Here is a 16814-nt window from a genome sequence, read left to right as displayed (position 1 = left end):
ACTGCCCGGCAGTGGCCCCTAATTGTTTGAACCTGGCTGCTGACCGATCAGTTCGGCCTGGCTGGTGACCACTTCCACTTCGCGATCTTCGCCGGTCGCCACTTCGAAGGTGTGCTGGTAGGTGCGGCCGTTGTTGCGGGCAAGGGCCTCGTATTCGCCGGCGGCCAGGACGAAGTCCGGGAAGGCACCGGTTGCTTCCACCACCACGTCTCCCCCGGGGCTGAGGACGGACCACGTGGTATTGGCAATGGCCTCGCCGCCATGCTCGTTGACCAGTTTCAGGGTGATATCTGCAGCCTTGTGGAAGATGGTTGCTTCCGTCAGTTTGCCGGGAAGCACCTGAATGTCGGCGCGCACCGTGGCGTTCACGTCGCCATAGCGGCTCACCACGTGATAGGTGTCCGCATTGAGACGCACGATCGAGCCCGGCTTGATGTTGCCGACGATCAGGTCCCGCTCGCCGCGTTCATCGAAATCCATGCCGTAGACGTTGAAGGTAACGGGGCTGCCGTCCAGGTCTTCACCATCCTTGAGAGCCGCGCCGAACTTGATGCCGCCGGCGTTCAGCGTCACCATTTTCGACTGGACTTCCTTGCCGATGACGATCCGGTTGGTTGCCTGGGCATAACCGTAGGCCGTGTGGATCAGATACGTGCCGGGATCGAGACGGAAATCCGCGTCGCCGCCCTTGGAGGTCGCCACCAGTTGAAGGCGGCCGTCGGCATTGGTGGTTTCCGAATAGATCCGCCAGACCAATCCCTCATTGAGGGGCTCACTCTCGGCGGAGAGTTTCGCCATCAGGTAGAGCGCCCCCTGCTGCAATCCGCCGCCGAGGCTGCGGGTGGTTGGGTTGGCGGGAGCATAGGGAAGACTGATGTCGGAAAAGAGCGGTTCCGGTTCCTTGTCGAGAAGATTGATGATCGGCTCTTCCGGCGGGGCGGCCGGAACGCCCGGATCCGGTTTGGCAGTCGGTACGGGCGGTGTATCCGCAATCTGTGCGGATGCTGACTGCACACTACCGGTGAAAAGCGAGGCGCACAGCATCGCAGCAAGGGTTGCGCCCTTGACGATACGGTTCAGGTCCACCATTCGGCCCGGGACAGATCCAGCGTTCAACATGCACACTTCATTATCATTTTGACTCGGGCGGTTTTACCAGTCTTTTGGAGTTTTTACCAACCGCGGATGATCGTGATCCACTTCGTCTGCCGATATTTGCCCAAACAGGATTTCACTGGCGCCATGGAACAGCGCTGGACCGCTCGGCGGTCCCGGGTATCTGCCGGTCAAAGAGGTGGTTTACATCATCCTCGGCGGGTTCGAATTCCACCGGCCCCTAATGGGACTGCAAATCGGGCAAATTCAAGACATGCGGTTAAAGTTGACAAATGCGCTCAATAAATTAGGTGCATAGCTCGAATGGAATGAGTGGAACAGGACAGCTTCATGCCGAGTTTTGAAACCGGATCTCCCGAAACGCTCGCTTTCTTGCGGAAGCGGCGCTCTCATCCCTCCGTCACGATGACGGATCCCGGGCCGGACGACACGCAATTGCAGGATATTCTGACCATCGCGGCCCGAGTGCCGGATCACGGCAAGCTGGCGCCCTGGCGGTTCATCCTTTTTCGTGCAGACAAGGAGGGCAAGCGGATCGGCGAATGGCTCGCGGCGCATTATGAGCGCAAGACCGGACCGCTTGATGCCGATCAGCGTGACAAGGAACTCACGCGTTTCACGAGAGCTCCGGTCGTTATCGGCGTGGTCAGCACCGCAGCGGATCATCCGAAGATCCCTCTCTGGGAACAGCAGCTTTCCGCAGGCGCGGTCTGCATGAACCTCGTCACGGCTGCGGCCGCAAGCGGATTTGCGTCCCAGTGGCTGACGGAATGGGTCAGCTTCGACATGGAAGCCGCGCGGTTTCTGGGGGCCCGGGACGGAGAGCGTTTTGCCGGGTTCGTTCACATCGGAACACCGACACAACCGCCGTTCGAGCGGCCGCGCCCGAACCTTTCTGACCTGATCACCAACTGGACCGAGACCGACTAGCCAATGTTTTATGAGACCGCGAAAAACGACCACGGGCTGCCGCACAACCCGTTCAAGGCCATTGTGTCACCGCGCCCGATCGGGTGGATTTCCTCGCTGGACGGGGAGGGGCGCGCCAATCTTGCGCCCTACAGTTTCTTTAACAGCGTCTGCGATCGCCCACCGATCGTTCTTTTCTCCTCCTCCGGATACAAGGACAGCGTTGCGAACATCGACGCGACCGGCGAATTCGTGTGCAACATGGCGAGCTGGGACCTGAAGGACGCGATGAACAAGTCATCCGCCGCCGTTCCGCACGGAACGTCCGAATTCGAACTTGCCGGCCTGGAAATGGCGCCTTCGAACCTGGTCAAGGTGCCGCGCGTTGCCAAGGCGGCAACGGCACTGGAATGCAAACACCTGCAAACGCTACGCCTCAAGGACCTCAACGGCGAGGAGACCGACAGCTGGGTGGTGTTCGGCCAGGTGGTCGGTGTGCACATCGACGACAGCGTGATCGTAGACGGCATCGTCGACGTCACCCGCTTCAGGCCGCTCTCCCGTCTCGGCTACATGGACTATGCCGTGGTTACGGACGTGTTCCAGATGACCCGTCCCAAGGTCTAGAAATTAACGCTTTTCCTCGAGGGAACGGAAAGACGCCGGTCGAGTCGGCGTCTTTTTTGGTTTTGTACAGTCGACTCGCCCGCAGGGGCCTATTCGAGCCGCGCAAACGACTGAATTTCCTGTCGTGTTTTTCCCAAGAAAAGGTCAGAAAACTGCTTGTATGTCCACATTCGCTGTTGCCGGCCTAGGTATATCTGACCAGTCTGAAAAGAAAAACGACTCACCTGCCGTTGCTTAGTGCACCTCCTGTGTGCTGTTAAGGTTTTGTTAACCTTTTGGGCGTGAAAGTTAACGCTGAAGGTTAACGAAGTAATAACTTAGTTCCGTCGAGGAGACAGGGTCATGCGGGTTGCTGACACCGCCTCGGTCGCGTCCAGGATCGAGCTAGCGTTTCAGTCTGCGAGTACTTCGACAGGTACGTCATTTGACTACCTGGTGAAAACCGCTGCGAGAGAGTCGTCGTTCAACCCGGCGGCCAAGGCAAAGACTTCGAGTGCTACAGGATTGTTTCAATTCATTGAATCCACCTGGCTGGAGACGATGAAGGAAGCCGGACCGCGCCATGGCCTTGAGAAATATTCCGACCACATCCAACGAACGAAGAGCGGGAAGTACTACGTCAAGGACGCGGACATGCGCCGCGAAATCCTTGACCTTCGCAAGGATCCCGAAATTTCGTCGATGATGGCGGGAGCCCTCACTCAGAAGAATTCCCAATACCTGGAACGCAGAATCGGTCGCGAGCCGACGGACGGCGAACTCTATATGGCGCACTTCCTCGGGGCGCACGGGGCCAGCAAGCTGATTGAATCTGCCGGCTCCAATCCGGACATGCGTGCCGACAAGATCTTCTCGGCTCAGGCAAGGGCCAACAAGCCGATCTTCTATCAGCGGAACGGCAAGGCCCGTTCCATGCAGGAGGTCTATGAGGTCATCGTGTCCAAGCACGATGCGGTCACGATGATTGCGGAAGCCAGCGGCAAGAAAAACCTGCGCACCTCCGGCGAGCTCACCGCCGTCGCCACTTTGCCCAATGCCAAGCCGGTGAACGATGCTCCCGGGATCAACCAGGATACGTTCGACCATCTGGCAGGCGATCCCGCGGCTGCCTTTGCCATGCGCTCCAAGCCCATGGGACCGGCTCAACTGGCCGCTGCGGAACAGGCGGTTCCGCAACTTCCTGATGCCGATCCGGTGCAGCTTGCCGAGGCGAATGTGCCGCTGCCGCAGAGCCGGCCCGAGCGGCCTTCGAATACCGCTGCAAGCGCGGTCTTCCTGCAGGAGGAAAAGGTGGCCGCAGCGCCCGCACGACCGGCACCGCAGGATCCGCGCGAAGCGTCCCTCAACGGAACCGGTTCGGACGAGGCAACGACGCGTGTTCTATCTGCCTTCCAGGCGACGGAAACCGTCAATCCGTTCGAAGCCCTGTTCCGCAACGATGAGGGATCGAACCAGGCCGCGGTCAATCCACGCTTCGCTTCAGCCTTTGCGGCTGTGGAGGAAGCGGCTCTCTTCAGCACCCTGACCGGTGCCTCCAGCCAGGTGGTCGCACAGGAGCTGGCCTTGAGCAACCAGGGCGGACCTCTCGATCTGACGCGGTTCCTGCGCCTGAAAGCGGAAGAAGAGCAAAAGGATCTTCTGCCGCCGGCATGATCTGTTTGCTTTCCCGTATCCCTACGGGAAGGCAGGGTTCCGGCTTCATCCACAGACGGAACAACTAGGGAAATTTATGGTGAACCGATCGTTAAGCCTTTGATGTCAGACTGATGTCCGACCTCTTGGGAAGATTGTTTTACCGCCATGACAGTACATGACTTTCTGCAACTGACCGACGATGACGAGCACACCCTGGATGTCCGGGCCGCGCTGGAATTCGCCGAACGCTATTTGGCTGCGGATGAGGGCAGTCAGGAAAGGGTCAGCATGGCAGCGGCGTTGACCGTGCTCTTGGACGATCCGAGCCGGGCGGTTCGCAAGGCGATTGCGAAGGCGCTGGCTTCGAGCCCCTATGCTCCGGGGCATGTCGTGCGCTGCCTTGCCAGCGACGTCGATGAAGTCGCGGTTCCCATTCTGAAACATTCTCCCATCCTGACGGAAGCTGAGCTCGTCGATCTGCTGGCGGAAGGCACCGACGCCATGCAATGCGCCATTGCCGAACGCGAAGGGCTGTCGGCTGCCATTTGCGCCGCGATCTGCGAAGTCGGCAGCGAAGCAGCCTGCCGGACCCTGCTTCGCAATACCAGCGCGCAGGTTTTGCAATCCTCTCTGCTGCGCCTGGCGCAACGTTTCGAAAACCACCCGGAAGTCTGCGACGAACTTCTGAAGAGCAGGGAGCTGCCGCTTGCCATGCGCTATCAGCTCCTGATGAAGCTGGCGGAGAATCTGGATGATCATCCGATCATTCTTGAGCGGGTGCCGGAACATCAGCGACGGACCTTCCTGAGCGATGCGGAAGACAAGGTGGTTCTTCGCCTTGCTCTGGAGGCCGGGCACGAAGACCTGCCGGAATTCGTCGAGCACTTACGCGTCCACGGCAAGCTGACCACGCGGTTGCTGCTGCGGGCCGTCTGCTGCGGGCGCCTGCGTTTCTTTGCAGCTTCCCTGGCCAATCTCGGGCAGGTTCCTCTGCCGCGCCTTTGCAAGCTGCTCTTGACCGTGCGCCGGTCTGCGCTTCAGGCGATCCTGCGCAAGGCGGGACTGCCGCTGCGCTCCCATCAGGCCTTTTTGCTGGCGATTGACGTTGCGCGGCAGGCGGATGCGGATTTCACCTACGACCTTGCGCTCGACGAAGCCCGTATGCTGACCGAAACCCTGCTCGCTGAAATGCAGGACGGAGCGCTTGGAACCGACGAGGACGTCACCGCTTTCCTGCGCCGTTTTGCCATCGACGTGGCACGGCTGGAGGCCCGGCTTCTGGTCAAGAACGGCAGCCTGCAACTGACACAGGCAACCCGGGCCGCCTGAGGCCTGTCCGGCGCTTTCGTCCCTGCTCTCGCGAAATCGACGGAAGGCTTCCGAACCGCGCTCTCGCGGCTCGTTTGCTGTTTGCGCGTTTGTCTGATTGCTGTCGGGACGCGGCGACCGGCAGATGCAAGCCGCCAGAAGGCGGTTAAAATCCTCGTCGGAAATTAATCGTCTTCGGATTTCGGTGTCAGCTGTTCCAGGAAATCGTCCGTAACGGATTTCAGCTTTTCCAAAAGTTCGACGCCGGTCTTGTTGCCGTCGTCCTTGGCGCCTTCCATGACCATCGCGCGAATGGCTTCTACGTAGCGTTCGGCCAGTTCCAGCGGCAGCCGTTCCGGGGACGGAACCTTCTCTATCAGGCGGCAGAAATTGGCGGCGACTTCTCCAACCAGCGGGAAGCCAAGTGTCAGAGCCTGACCCTTGATGTTGTGCGCGGACTGGAAGAGTGTTGCCAGAACCTCTTCAGAAATGCCTTCGGACTGGATGGTTTCCCAGGCCTGGAGAAGCCTTCTGGTTTCATCGTCCATCCACACGCTGAATTGGGGCGAAAGGCGTTTGACGGCGTCTTCCGCGGCCTTCACAGGGTCGAATTTCCTGGCTTCGCGCGGTGACAGTATCCGAACCTTCTTGCGCAAGTCCGTCGGCGGGGACACGATTTCGTAGTCCTGATCCTTGGCGGTGCCAGTCATCGTCCGGATTGTCCTCATTTCCAGATTACGCAAAACATATGTGTATAGGAGTATCGTCAATCCTGCTTAACAGGGTCTTGCCGGAAACGCTTTTGCACAAAGATTGTCAGTAGCGGAACATTTCCGTCAGAATGCGTTCATCCCAGCCGTGGTCGGAATCGAACATGATCACGCCTTCCGTGTCCGTCGATTCCCTGACGGAGACATGCGTGACCCTCCGGAATTCGCGATGATCCGCAGAGGCACTTACCGGACGTTTGCCGGGGTCCAGAATTTCGATGTCCACATGGGCCCAGTTTGGCAGCAGTGCGCCGCGCCAGCGGCGCGGACGGAAGGCGCTGATCGGGGTAAGGGCAAGAAGCTGAGCCGTGATCGGCAGGATCGGCCCGTGGGCGGACAGGTTGTAGGCGGTGCTGCCGGCGGGCGTCGAGACGATGATGCCGTCGCAGACAAGTTCCTCCAGTCTGACACGGCCGTCGACGGAGATTTTCAGGCGAGCGGCCTGGGACGTCTGGCGCAATAGCGAGACTTCGTTGATCGCAAGCGCCTTGTGTTTCGAGCCGTCTTCGTTGATGGCGGTCATTTCAAGCGGCCGAATGGTGGTGGCGTCTGCCTTGGAGAGCCGTTCGTTCAGACTGTCTTCCCGGTATTCGTTCATCAGGAAGCCGACGGAGCCCCGGTTCATGCCGTAGATCGGCTTGCCGCTGCCCATGTGGGCGTGCAGCGTCTGCAACATGAGGCCGTCGCCGCCGAGCGCCACGATGGCGTCGGCTTCCTCCACCGGGACATTGCCGTATTTCCTGGCAAGACTGTCCAGAGCCTCGCGGGCTTCCCCGGTATCGCTTGCGACAAACGCAAGTTTGTCGGCCGAAATCCGGAGACTGGGCTCCGAGTGAAGGGAAGGCGAGGAATGGTTCATTTCCAAGGGTACTTTGCGTCTTTCAATTTGTCGCCCGGGTATCAAGCGGCGTGGCGCGGGGTTTGCCGGTCCCGGAGAGCACCATAACCGGGCTGGGCGGTTCACGGCAGTGAAATTTTCAACTTTCTCGCGATGAAACCTGCAACGCGATCCTGCCCGGAATCTGTCAGTTTCAGGCTTGGTTAGCCGTCAATTCCGTTTCGGGACCGTGTACCGGGCGGCAGGCGGTATGGGAGCGTCGACCGAACGGCACGAAGCGTTCTTCAGCAAGTCCTGCCAAGTGTAAAATGGTACGATTGCCGATCGGTCATCGTCAATTTTCGCCGAAGTGATGCCCGCAACACGCAGGCCGTGCGGTGTTTCCACGAGAAGCGGGCCCCCAGAGGCACCGTGATCGGTCGAACAATCCGTAATCCAGACATCTTTGGACTTCGCCAGCAATTTGCAGCCGGATGAAACGGTGGGCAGGTAGCGGCGGCCCTGCCTATAACCTGCGGAGCGGAACCGGGTCTCTTTCGTCAGGAGGCGGGCTTCTTTCAGGGAGAGGGGCGGGACCGGAGGCAATCGACTCGCTTCTTTCAATATGAGAATCGCGACATCTTTGCGGATATCTGCCAGTTTCGGCTTCCGGCTTGGGGCGAAATCCTCCTGCGTCTTCACGCAAGCCGGTTCCAGTCGTGCCGCATACTGGTCGCGGCGCACGCCAGCTAAAAAAAGCAGGTCGTCTTTCGGGTGCGGTTTCTGTGTTCGTTTGTTGAAAAGGCAATGGGCGGCAGTCAGGACGATCTTGGGTGCGATGAGCGTGCCAGTGCACATAGCCGTCATCCGGAAGCCGGCGACGTTGACACGGCCGATGGAAGGCCAGGGTGCGTCCGTGCTGTCGATGACCTGAAGTTCGGGCGCATCGGCACGCAGCGGTGCCGGAAAAGCAATTATCAAGGCGGAAGCCGCAGCCCAAAAGGCAAGGCTCCGAAACTTTTTATTTGCACCTTTGTCCACTTGAGCCGATCCGTGCATGTATCCTCGTCCTGCTTCCTGCCAGCACATATTCAGGGGCGGATCGCTCCAGGGCAAATCAATTGCGGACTGATCTTAAGCGTAATAATCCCAGACTAGACTGCGGGCGAGCGTCTCGTCGTTGTGGCGCATGCGTGTGGACAGGAGCGCGTCCAGATTGGCGATCACGGCATCCGGGTGTTCTGCGGCCCTGTTTTCGGGGAGCGTGGCGGGCATGTCTGCCTTCAGCAGGAGGCTTTGCATGTCCGGGACGTGAACATAGTGCCAGTCCTCTCCCAGGCGGCTGATCAGCGCTGTCGATCCGGTCCCGGCCGTTTCGGGAAAGAGCCCTGGCGAAGTCTTCAGCAGCTGACGGTAGTCGAATTCCCAGAGCGCCGCGTCGCGCCAGGCCAGCGGTGTTTGCCCCGAAAGAAAGGGCAGCAGACTGAAGCCGTCCGGGGCATGAAGGGGGGCGACGTCCAGAAGCTCCAGCAGCGTAGGGAAGATGTCGGCGGCGGAGGTGAAGGCCGATACGCGGTTTGCGCGAGCGCCGCCGGGCAGGCGGATCATCAGAGGGATGTGATAGCTCTGCTTGTAGAAACCGCCCTTGCCGAGCATCCAGTGATCGCCCAACATCTCTGCATGGTCGGAAGTGAAGACGACCACTGTGTTTTCCAGGTTGTCGAGGGCCGTGAAGATCCGGCCCAATTGCGCGTCCACCTCTGTAATCATGCCGTAATAGAGCGCGCGCAGGCGCCTCAGGTCGTGTCGCGTCATATCGCGCACGAGGCCGGTGGCGCCCGGAACGTGACTGGAAAGACGCTGATTGGCTTGCAGTGCGGCAATGAGGGGGTGGAAGGCGGCTTCCTCCCCGGCTGTTTCTGCTCCGGCAAAATCGGGACCCTCGTCCGGGTCGTACATCGTGTTGTAGGGCTCCGGCACGACGATCGGCGGATGCGGGCGCAGAAACGAGACATGCGCCATCCAGGGCGTCTCCCGGTCCTGTTCGCCGAGCCAGCTGAGGAAAGCGTCCGCCAGAAAGGCGGTCTGGGTTTCTTTGTTTGAATAACGCGGAGCCTTGCGGGAGACCCGTTCTCCGGGCTCCGCCTCCACCCGATGGATTGAGTCCATCGTCTCGGGATCGTGCCCGCGGGAGACAAGCCAGGAGAGCCAGGGCTTGTCGTCCTCCGGCAGGGCCTGGCGCACGGCGAAGCCGGGCAGGACGCCTTCATAGGTCTGAAGGGCCGGGTCGTCCGGGTGATGGCGCCGCGGATCTGGTGCCGCATCCGTGTAGCCGAAGAGGGTCGGTGTGTAACCTGCCCGCCGGAGCGCACGGGCGATGTTGTCGAACCTGTCGTCGAGCGCCGCGCCGTTCCGGACGACGCGGTGGTTCATCTGGTAGAGGCCGGTATAGAGCGAAGCGCGCGCAGGGGAGCAGGGTGCGGTGGCGGCAAAGTGCTTCTCGAACACCGTTGCCGTTTCCGCGAAGGCGTCGAGGTTCGGCGTTCTGACGACGGGATGCCCGGCAGTCCCGAGGCAGTCTCCCCGCCATTGGTCCGCAGTGATCAGGAGAATATTGGGGCGTTTCATCGGGCGCATCCAGTTGCTCGAAACGGTTGGGGCATCCGGCGGGGCCGCCGCGAATGACGCGCCGGCGACAGTGGGAGCGTGACCATACTTGGCGTGCAAAGGTCCGGCAATCTCCGGAATGCCGATCGTGGTACGGCAGAAACCTGTCCGGATTGTAGAATAACGGAGACCACGGGCCTCCTGGTTTGATTTATGGAGCCCCGCGTTCTTTTGTGTGTGCTGCAGCAGGAGAGCTCTTTTCTAACACTCTGAATTATTTGAATTTCGTGGAAATCGGCATCAATTTGTGCTGCGACGCAGCATTTTTGTTGCATAAAAAATAGCCCTGCGCATAATGTTGGCATGAGCGGCGGACTAAGCATTCTGGTCATAGACGACAACAAGATCCGGGCATCCATCATCGAGCAGGGATTGCGCGATGCCGGACATGACCGGGTCATTCTGGTCCACAACATGAACGGGCTGGTGCGGCAGATCGCCGACATCAATCCGGACGTCATCGTCATCGATCTGGAAAACCCGAATCGCGATCAGCTCGAACACATGTTTCAGGTCTCGCGCGCCGTCCGCCGCCCCATCGCCATGTTTGTCGACAAATCCGACAGCACGTCGATCGAGGCCGCTGTCGATGCTGGTGTGTCCGCCTACATCGTGGACGGCCTGAAGCGGGAGCGGGTCAAGCCGATACTGGATATGGCCATAAGCCGGTTCCGGGCCTTTTCACGCTTGTCGGAAGAACTGGAAGAGGCGCGCACCGAACTGGCGGACCGCAAGACCATCGACAGGGCCAAGGGCATACTCATGAAATCCAGGGGGGTGACCGAGCAGGAGGCTTATGACCTTCTGCGGCGCACGGCCATGAACCAGAGCCGGAAGATCATCGATGTGGCGCAAAGCCTGGTGATCGCCAGCGGATTGCTGGAGGGCTAAGTCGATGAGGACCTGCAAGCCAATGTTCGATCGGGGAGGGGCGGCCAAAAAGGGGACCGGAGAAAAATGGATACCAGCCTGAAGCCTGTCATTGCCGGATTTATTCCCTTGCTGGATAGCGCTGTTCTGGTTGCGGCGGCGGAATTGGGTTTCGCCGCGCGGGAGGGACTTGCGCTGAAGCTGGTGCGCGAAACTTCCTGGGCCAACATTCGCGACCGCATTGCCGTCGGACATTTCGATGTTGCGCATATGCTGGCGCCGATGCCGATCGCGGCCAGTCTCAACGTGACCAGCATGGCCGTGCCCATGCTGGCGCCAATGTTGCTTGGGCTTGGCGGCAACGCCATTACGGTTTCGTCGGATTTGTGGGCGGACATGTTCTCCGTCGGTGCCGACACAGGCGGCGATCCGGAAACGACCGGCCGGGCGCTCGCCGAAGTGATCCATTTGCGGCGAAGGATGGGGGCACCGCTACTCCGCTTTGGCGTGGTCCATCCGTTTTCCGGTCATGCCTACGAACTGCGGTACTGGCTCGCGGCGGCGCGGATAGATCCGGACAGGGATGTCGAAATCACGGTTCTTGCACCGCAGCTCATGGCGGATGCGCTCAAGGCGGGTCAGCTCGACGGATTTTGTGTCGGCGAGCCCTGGAACAGCGTGGCGGTCGCCGCCGGAACGGGCAGGATCGTCACCTACAAGCAGGCTATCTGGCCGGACAGTCCCGAAAAGGTCCTTGGGGTTACGCGTACTTGGGCGGCGTCCAATCCGGAGATACTGGCCGCCCTCATGCGCGCGCTGTCCGCGGCGGCAGACTGGTGTGCTTCTCCTGATAATGCGCAAGACCTTTCAAGGCTGCTGGCCCGGCCGGATCTTCTGGCGTGCCCCTCGGAGATCTGCGCTGCGGCGCTGTCGGGTGAAATGATGTTTGGTCAGAACACCAGGAAGCGGGTTCCCGATTTCCTGACGTTCTCCGGCGGCCTCAAGGCAGCACCGATGCCGGCGCACGGCAAATGGTTCTATGAGCAGATGGTGCGTTGGGGGCAGGTGGAGCGGTCGGCTGAGGCCGTTGCCGAGATCGGCAGGATCTTTTCACCGGACGCCTACCTGGCGGCTCTGGGGCTGGCAAATGTCCCGCACGCTCAAGGCATGGAAATGTTCGACGGCGCGCGCTTCTGAGTGGCTGTAACAACAGCGGTGTGATTTCTGGTCAAAATTTAATCACGTTGCGTTGCACAAAAAACAATCAGTTGCCCGCGCACTTAGCCGACAAATCATGCAGGTGGCGTGACAAGGTATGAAAGAGAATTTTAGATAAGTTTCTGAAAAATAACAACTAAGTCCGTTTTATTCAAACTGGCACACTTCCTGCTTTTAAGTTTCCGTGGCCGACGTTGGCCCATCAGATACCGCGCTCACCGCTGGGCGCTCAGGCAAAGCCGCCGCACTGACCGCATAGGGCCTCCTCCCAACTGTGCGCGATCAGTCGGCGGTTTTTTCTTTCGACCTGACCCCCGCGGATGGCTGCGGGCAAATGAGGGAACGGGACGTGACAATGGCAAATTATTTTAAAACTACCCGCCGGATTTCGATTGGCGCCCTGATGGCGGCCACGGCTCTGATGCCTGCGACCGGCGCCTTTGCAGACATGCTGGATGTCGAAAAAGACGAACTGACCTTTGGTTTCATCAAGCTGACCGACATGGCGCCACTCGCGGTTGCCTATGAGAAGGGGTATTTCGAGGATGAAGGGCTGTTCGTGACGCTGGAACCGCAGGCGAACTGGAAAGTGCTCCTCGACCGCGTCATCACCGGCGAACTGGACGGTGCGCACATGCTGGCCGGTCAACCGCTGGCAGCGACCATCGGCTTTGGAACCAAGGCGCATATCGTGACGCCGTTCTCCATGGACCTGAACGGCAACGGCATCACCGTTTCCAACGAAATCTTCGAGATGATGAAGCCCCACCTGGAGATGCAGGACGACGGCAAGCCGGTGCATCCGATCAAGGCCTCGGCCCTGAAGCCGGTGGTCGACAAGTTCAAGGCCGACGGCAAGCCGTTCAACATGGGCATGGTGTTCCCGGTCTCCACCCACAATTACGAGCTGCGCTACTGGCTCGCGTCCGGCGACATCAATCCGGGCTTTTACTCTGAAACGGACATCTCCGGCCAGATCCAGGCCGACGCGCTGCTTTCCGTGACGCCACCGCCGCAGATGCCGGCGACCCTCGAGGCAGGAACCATCTATGGCTATTGCGTTGGCGAGCCGTGGAACCAGCAGGCCGTCTTCAAGGGTATCGGCGTTCCGGTCATCACCGACTACGAAATCTGGAAGAACAATCCGGAGAAGGTCTTTGGCCTGACCAAGGAATTCACCGAGGAATACCCGAACACCACGCTGGCCCTTACCAAGGCACTGATCCGGGCGGCCAAGTGGCTGGATGAGAACGACAACGCCAACCGCATGGAAGCGGTCGAAATCCTGTCCCGGTCAGAATACGTCGGTGCCGACGCCGAGGTCATCGCCAATTCCATGACCGGAACCTTCGAATACGAGAAGGGCGACAAGCGCGACGTTCCGGACTTCAACGTCTTCTACCGCTACTTTGCCACCTATCCCTATTATTCGGATGCCGTCTGGTACCTGACCCAGATGCGCCGCTGGGGGCAGATCGCCGAGTACAAGCCGGACAACTGGTACGACGACGTCGCCAGGTCGGTCTATCGCCCGGACATCTATCTCAAAGCCGCTGAAATGCTGGTCGAGGAAGGCCTCGTCGCCAGGGAAGACTTTCCTTGGGACAGCGACGGTTACCGCGCGCCGACACCGGCCGCCGACGTCATCGACGGCATTCCCTATGACGGCAAAACGCCGAATGCCTACATCGACAGCCTGCCGATCGGCCTGAAGGGCAAACAGGTCGTGACAGGCAGCGAAATCGTCGGCGGATAGGCCGCCCCCAAACTGGAGCGGCGGCGATGCAGCCCTGCCGCTCCCCTTTTTCTCCGAAACGAAACAAGCAGAATTCGAACAAGGATCGACATCATGGCCAATGCCGATACCGCTGGCAGTCAGGAACTTGCCCGCGCCGCACGCAGGGAGAAGCTCTTTACGCGCATCAACAAGGCGGCCGGCTGGCTGGATGCCCTCGGCCTCAGCTGGACCGTGCCGCTTCTGAAAATCGCCGCGGGCGACAACCCGAAGGAGCAGATGGGTGAACTGAAGCGCGTGCTCCTGATCCCGCTTCTCGGGATTGCCGCGTTCCTGGTGCTCTGGGGCGTTCTGGCACCGCAGGTCCAGACTTCGCTTGGCGCCGTGCCCGGTCCTGCAGCTGTCTGGTCCCAGGCAGTCAATCTCTGGGACGACCATGTGCGCGAACGCGAAAAGGCCGATGCCTTTTACGAGCGCCAGGAGAAACGCAACGCCAAATTCGAGGCGGCAGGCAAGACCGACAAGATCAAGTGGCGCGACTATACCGGCAAGCCGACTTATATCGACCAGATCGGGACGTCCCTGAAAACCGTCGGCCTCGGTTTCCTGATCGCTACCCTGATCGCGGTGCCGCTTGGAATTGCCTCCGGCCTGTCACGCTCGTTCAACGGCGCGATCAATCCGCTCATCCAGATCTTCAAGCCGGTGTCGCCGCTCGCCTGGCTGCCGATCGTCACCATGATCGTCTCGGCAACCTATGCAAACCCGGTGGACTGGCTGTCCAAGTCGCTGCTGATTTCCGCTGTCACCGTGACGCTCTGTTCCATGTGGCCGACCCTGATCAACACTGCGCTTGGTGTGGCCTCGGTCGACAAGGACCTTATGAACGTCGGCCGTGTGTTGCAACTGCCGACCTGGAAGACCGTCACCAAGCTGGTTCTGCCGTCGTCGCTGCCGTTGATCTTCACCGGACTGCGCCTGTCTCTGGGCGTGGGCTGGATGGTGCTGATCGCCGCCGAAATGCTGGCGCAGAACCCGGGCCTTGGAAAATTTGTCTGGGACGAGTTCCAGAACGGTTCTTCCCAGTCGCTTGCCAAGATCATGGTCGCGGTCGTCACGATCGGTCTCATCGGTTTCATGCTGGACCGGCTGATGTTCGCCCTGCAACGCGCCTTCACATTCAGCGCCAACCGCTAAGGAGACGGATATGTCCTTTCTGGAAATCTCCGGTGTCTCCAAGTCCTACGGCGAAGGCGCCAGCAGGACGGATGTGCTGGACAACATCAACCTGAAGGTGGAAGAGGGCGAGTTCATTGCCATTGTCGGCTTTTCCGGCACCGGCAAGACCACACTCATTTCCCTGCTGGCCGGCCTCATCGAGGCGGACAAGGGTGGGGTCATCTTCAAGGGCAAGGAAATCGACGGGCCGCATCCGGACCGGGGCGTCGTGTTCCAGTCCTACTCCCTGATGCCCTGGCTGACGGTCGGCGGCAACGTCGCGCTTGCCGTCGACAGCGTCTTCAAGAAGAAGTCCTCCGCCGAGCGGAAGGCCATCTGCGACAAATATATCGGGATGGTTGGGCTTGCCCACGCTAAGGACCGCAAGCCTGCGGAGCTTTCCGGCGGCATGCGCCAGCGCGTTGCCGTCGCCCGGGCGCTGGCCATGCAGCCGGAAGTCCTTCTTCTGGACGAGCCGCTCTCGGCTCTCGACGCCCTGACGCGCTCGAAACTCCAGGACGAGTTCGCCGCGATCTGCGAGGAGGAAAAGAAGACCATCATCCTCATCACCAATGATGTCGACGAGGCCATCCTTCTGGCGGACCGGATCATTCCCTTGAGGCCGGGAACACCGGCCACGCTTGGCCCCGAGTTCAAGGTGTCGTTCAAGCGTCCGCGCGACCGGAGCGAGCTCAATCACGACGACGCATTCATCAGTCTCAGGGCGGAAGTCACCGAATACCTGATGGAAGCAGGCGCCGAGCGCGGTGCGGATCTGGAACGCGATATCGTTCTGCCTGACATCGTGCCGATCACCCGGCGCGGCGTGAAGGGCGACAAGCTGCCGGCCGCCTATGAGCGGGCCTCTGAGGCGATCAATCAGGACCGTTACCTGGATTTCTCGCAGCTCAAGAAGGTCTATCCGACTCCGAAAGGCCCGCTGACGGTTGTCGACGGTTTCGACCTGAAAATGAAAAAGGGCGAGTTCATCACGCTGATCGGCCATTCAGGCTGCGGCAAGTCGACGGTCCTTTCCATGGTCGCCGGTCTCAACAAGATCACAGAAGGGGCGATCGTCCTGGACGGGACGCATGTCACACAGGCCGGTCCGGACAGGGCCGTGGTGTTTCAGGCGCCCAGCCTGATGCCCTGGCTGACGGCCTATCAGAACGTGGAACTCGGGGTCGACAAGGTCTACCCGGACGCCTCCAGGTCCGAGAAGCGCGATGTCATCGAGTACTACCTTTCCAAGGTCGGCCTTGCCGATTCCATGCACAAGGCCGCGCTGGACCTTTCCAACGGCATGAAGCAACGCGTCGGCATCGCCCGGGCCTTTGCCTTGTCGCCGAAGCTGCTGCTGCTGGACGAGCCTTTCGGCATGCTGGACAGCCTGACCCGCTGGGAACTGCAGGACGTCCTTATGGATGTCTGGAAGCGCACGCAGGTAACAGCCGTCTGCGTCACCCATGACGTCGACGAGGCCATCCTGCTCGCCGACCGCGTGGTGATGATGTCCAACGGGCCGAACGCCCGGATCGGCAACATCATGGAAGTTGACCTGCCGCGTCCGCGTTCGCGCAAGGAACTGCTGGCGCACCCGGATTACTACGCCTACCGCGAAGAGCTTCTGGATTTCCTCGAGGCCTATGAGGGCGGGGCCGATCCCAGCGAAGACCAACTGAAATCCATCCAGGAAAAACGCGCAGCCCGCATGGCACGGCAAAAAGCCGTCATCGAAGCCGCCGAATGAGAGCTTGGAGGGGGAACATGAGCAAACAGAAACTTGTCGTTATCGGTGCAGGCATGGCTTCGGGCCGCATGCTCGAGCACCTTTTCGAAAATACTCCGGAAGCGTTCGACGTCACGCTGTTCGGGGCCGAGCCGCGGGGAAACTACAACCGCATCATGCTGTCGCCTGTGCTTT

Annotated in this window: 14 protein-coding genes; 9 read left to right on the top strand and 5 right to left on the bottom strand. The window is 60.2% G+C overall.

Going from position 1 to position 16814, the window contains the following annotated elements:
• Positions 1–18: 18 nt before the first annotated feature.
• Positions 19–1089: a hypothetical protein gene (locus ACQY7U_RS00830; protein WP_428641017.1), complete on the bottom strand. Its 1071-nt coding sequence runs from the start codon at positions 1087–1089 to the stop codon at positions 19–21.
• A gap of 357 nt (positions 1090–1446) precedes the next feature.
• Here ACQY7U_RS00830 and ACQY7U_RS00825 point away from each other — a divergent pair, with 357 nt between their 5' ends.
• The 4 genes from ACQY7U_RS00825 (at position 1447) to ACQY7U_RS00810 (ending at position 5616) form a co-directional block, all read left to right on the top strand.
• A complete protein-coding gene (locus ACQY7U_RS00825) occupies positions 1447–2046 on the top strand; it encodes a nitroreductase family protein (protein ID WP_428641015.1) in 600 nt (199 codons plus the stop codon).
• 3 nt (positions 2047–2049) lie between these two features.
• Complete coding sequence (locus tag ACQY7U_RS00820; RefSeq protein ID WP_428641013.1) at positions 2050–2652, top strand: flavin reductase family protein; 603 nt, start codon at positions 2050–2052, stop codon at positions 2650–2652.
• A 342-nt stretch (positions 2653–2994) separates the two neighbouring features.
• The gene (locus tag ACQY7U_RS00815) at positions 2995–4305 is read left to right on the top strand and encodes a transglycosylase SLT domain-containing protein (RefSeq protein ID WP_428641011.1); all 1311 of its coding nucleotides are present in this window, start codon (positions 2995–2997) and stop codon (positions 4303–4305) included.
• Between the two features lie 147 nt (positions 4306–4452).
• Positions 4453–5616 (top strand): DUF2336 domain-containing protein, encoded by a 1164-nt coding sequence (locus tag ACQY7U_RS00810; protein WP_428641009.1) that lies wholly within the window; start codon positions 4453–4455, stop codon positions 5614–5616.
• 164 nt (positions 5617–5780) lie between these two features.
• On the opposite strand, the gene ACQY7U_RS00805 is transcribed toward ACQY7U_RS00810, so the two are convergent.
• The 4 genes from ACQY7U_RS00805 to ACQY7U_RS00790 all read right to left on the bottom strand — a co-directional run bounded on the left by ACQY7U_RS00805 (position 5781) and on the right by ACQY7U_RS00790 (position 9810).
• Positions 5781–6305 (bottom strand): Hpt domain-containing protein, encoded by a 525-nt coding sequence (locus ACQY7U_RS00805; protein WP_428641007.1) that lies wholly within the window; start codon positions 6303–6305, stop codon positions 5781–5783.
• Between the two features lie 106 nt (positions 6306–6411).
• On the bottom strand, positions 6412–7224 hold the full coding sequence (locus tag ACQY7U_RS00800) for an NAD kinase (RefSeq protein WP_428641005.1): 813 nt from the start codon (positions 7222–7224) through the stop codon (positions 6412–6414).
• Between the two features lie 189 nt (positions 7225–7413).
• A complete protein-coding gene (locus ACQY7U_RS00795; protein WP_428641003.1) occupies positions 7414–8241 on the bottom strand; it encodes a trypsin-like serine peptidase in 828 nt (275 codons plus the stop codon).
• Positions 8242–8316: 75 nt separating this feature from the next.
• Complete coding sequence (locus ACQY7U_RS00790) at positions 8317–9810, bottom strand: sulfatase-like hydrolase/transferase (protein ID WP_428641002.1); 1494 nt, start codon at positions 9808–9810, stop codon at positions 8317–8319.
• A gap of 342 nt (positions 9811–10152) precedes the next feature.
• On the opposite strand from ACQY7U_RS00790, the gene ACQY7U_RS00785 reads away from it, so the two are divergent.
• The 5 genes from ACQY7U_RS00785 (at position 10153) to ACQY7U_RS00765 (ending at position 16640) form a co-directional block, all read left to right on the top strand.
• Positions 10153–10740 (top strand): ANTAR domain-containing response regulator, encoded by a 588-nt coding sequence (locus tag ACQY7U_RS00785; protein ID WP_428641000.1) that lies wholly within the window; start codon positions 10153–10155, stop codon positions 10738–10740.
• A 66-nt stretch (positions 10741–10806) separates the two neighbouring features.
• Complete coding sequence (locus ACQY7U_RS00780; protein WP_428640998.1) at positions 10807–11916, top strand: CmpA/NrtA family ABC transporter substrate-binding protein; 1110 nt, start codon at positions 10807–10809, stop codon at positions 11914–11916.
• 376 nt (positions 11917–12292) lie between these two features.
• Entirely contained in the window at positions 12293–13693 is a 1401-nt protein-coding gene (locus tag ACQY7U_RS00775; protein WP_428640996.1) for a CmpA/NrtA family ABC transporter substrate-binding protein, read from the top strand.
• A gap of 93 nt (positions 13694–13786) precedes the next feature.
• The gene (locus tag ACQY7U_RS00770; protein WP_428640994.1) at positions 13787–14869 is read left to right on the top strand and encodes an ABC transporter permease; all 1083 of its coding nucleotides are present in this window, start codon (positions 13787–13789) and stop codon (positions 14867–14869) included.
• A 10-nt stretch (positions 14870–14879) separates the two neighbouring features.
• Positions 14880–16640 carry an ABC transporter ATP-binding protein gene (locus ACQY7U_RS00765; RefSeq protein WP_428640992.1) on the top strand — a complete coding sequence of 587 codons (1761 nt, stop codon included), beginning with the start codon at positions 14880–14882 and terminating at the stop codon, positions 16638–16640.
• Positions 16641–16814 lie beyond the last annotated feature (174 nt).

The organism is Roseibium sp. (assembly GCF_050301095.1).
In the GTDB taxonomy this organism is placed as follows: Bacteria; Pseudomonadota; Alphaproteobacteria; order Rhizobiales; family Stappiaceae; genus Roseibium.
Note: the sequence above shows the minus strand (reverse complement) of the source record. Positions and strands in the feature narration are given on the sequence as shown.

Coding starts and splice junctions, on each gene's coding strand:
- ACQY7U_RS00830 (WP_428641017.1), bottom strand. CDS start 1,089: ATGGTGGACCTGAACCGTATCGTCAAGGGCGCAACCCTTGCTGCGATG.
- ACQY7U_RS00825 (WP_428641015.1), top strand. CDS start 1,447: ATGCCGAGTTTTGAAACCGGATCTCCCGAAACGCTCGCTTTCTTGCGG.
- ACQY7U_RS00820 (WP_428641013.1), top strand. CDS start 2,050: ATGTTTTATGAGACCGCGAAAAACGACCACGGGCTGCCGCACAACCCG.
- ACQY7U_RS00815 (WP_428641011.1), top strand. CDS start 2,995: ATGCGGGTTGCTGACACCGCCTCGGTCGCGTCCAGGATCGAGCTAGCG.
- ACQY7U_RS00810 (WP_428641009.1), top strand. CDS start 4,453: ATGACAGTACATGACTTTCTGCAACTGACCGACGATGACGAGCACACC.
- ACQY7U_RS00805 (WP_428641007.1), bottom strand. CDS start 6,305: ATGACTGGCACCGCCAAGGATCAGGACTACGAAATCGTGTCCCCGCCG.
- ACQY7U_RS00800 (WP_428641005.1), bottom strand. CDS start 7,224: ATGAACCATTCCTCGCCTTCCCTTCACTCGGAGCCCAGTCTCCGGATT.
- ACQY7U_RS00795 (WP_428641003.1), bottom strand. CDS start 8,241: ATGCACGGATCGGCTCAAGTGGACAAAGGTGCAAATAAAAAGTTTCGG.
- ACQY7U_RS00790 (WP_428641002.1), bottom strand. CDS start 9,810: ATGAAACGCCCCAATATTCTCCTGATCACTGCGGACCAATGGCGGGGA.
- ACQY7U_RS00785 (WP_428641000.1), top strand. CDS start 10,153: ATGAGCGGCGGACTAAGCATTCTGGTCATAGACGACAACAAGATCCGG.
- ACQY7U_RS00780 (WP_428640998.1), top strand. CDS start 10,807: ATGGATACCAGCCTGAAGCCTGTCATTGCCGGATTTATTCCCTTGCTG.
- ACQY7U_RS00775 (WP_428640996.1), top strand. CDS start 12,293: ATGGCAAATTATTTTAAAACTACCCGCCGGATTTCGATTGGCGCCCTG.
- ACQY7U_RS00770 (WP_428640994.1), top strand. CDS start 13,787: ATGGCCAATGCCGATACCGCTGGCAGTCAGGAACTTGCCCGCGCCGCA.
- ACQY7U_RS00765 (WP_428640992.1), top strand. CDS start 14,880: ATGTCCTTTCTGGAAATCTCCGGTGTCTCCAAGTCCTACGGCGAAGGC.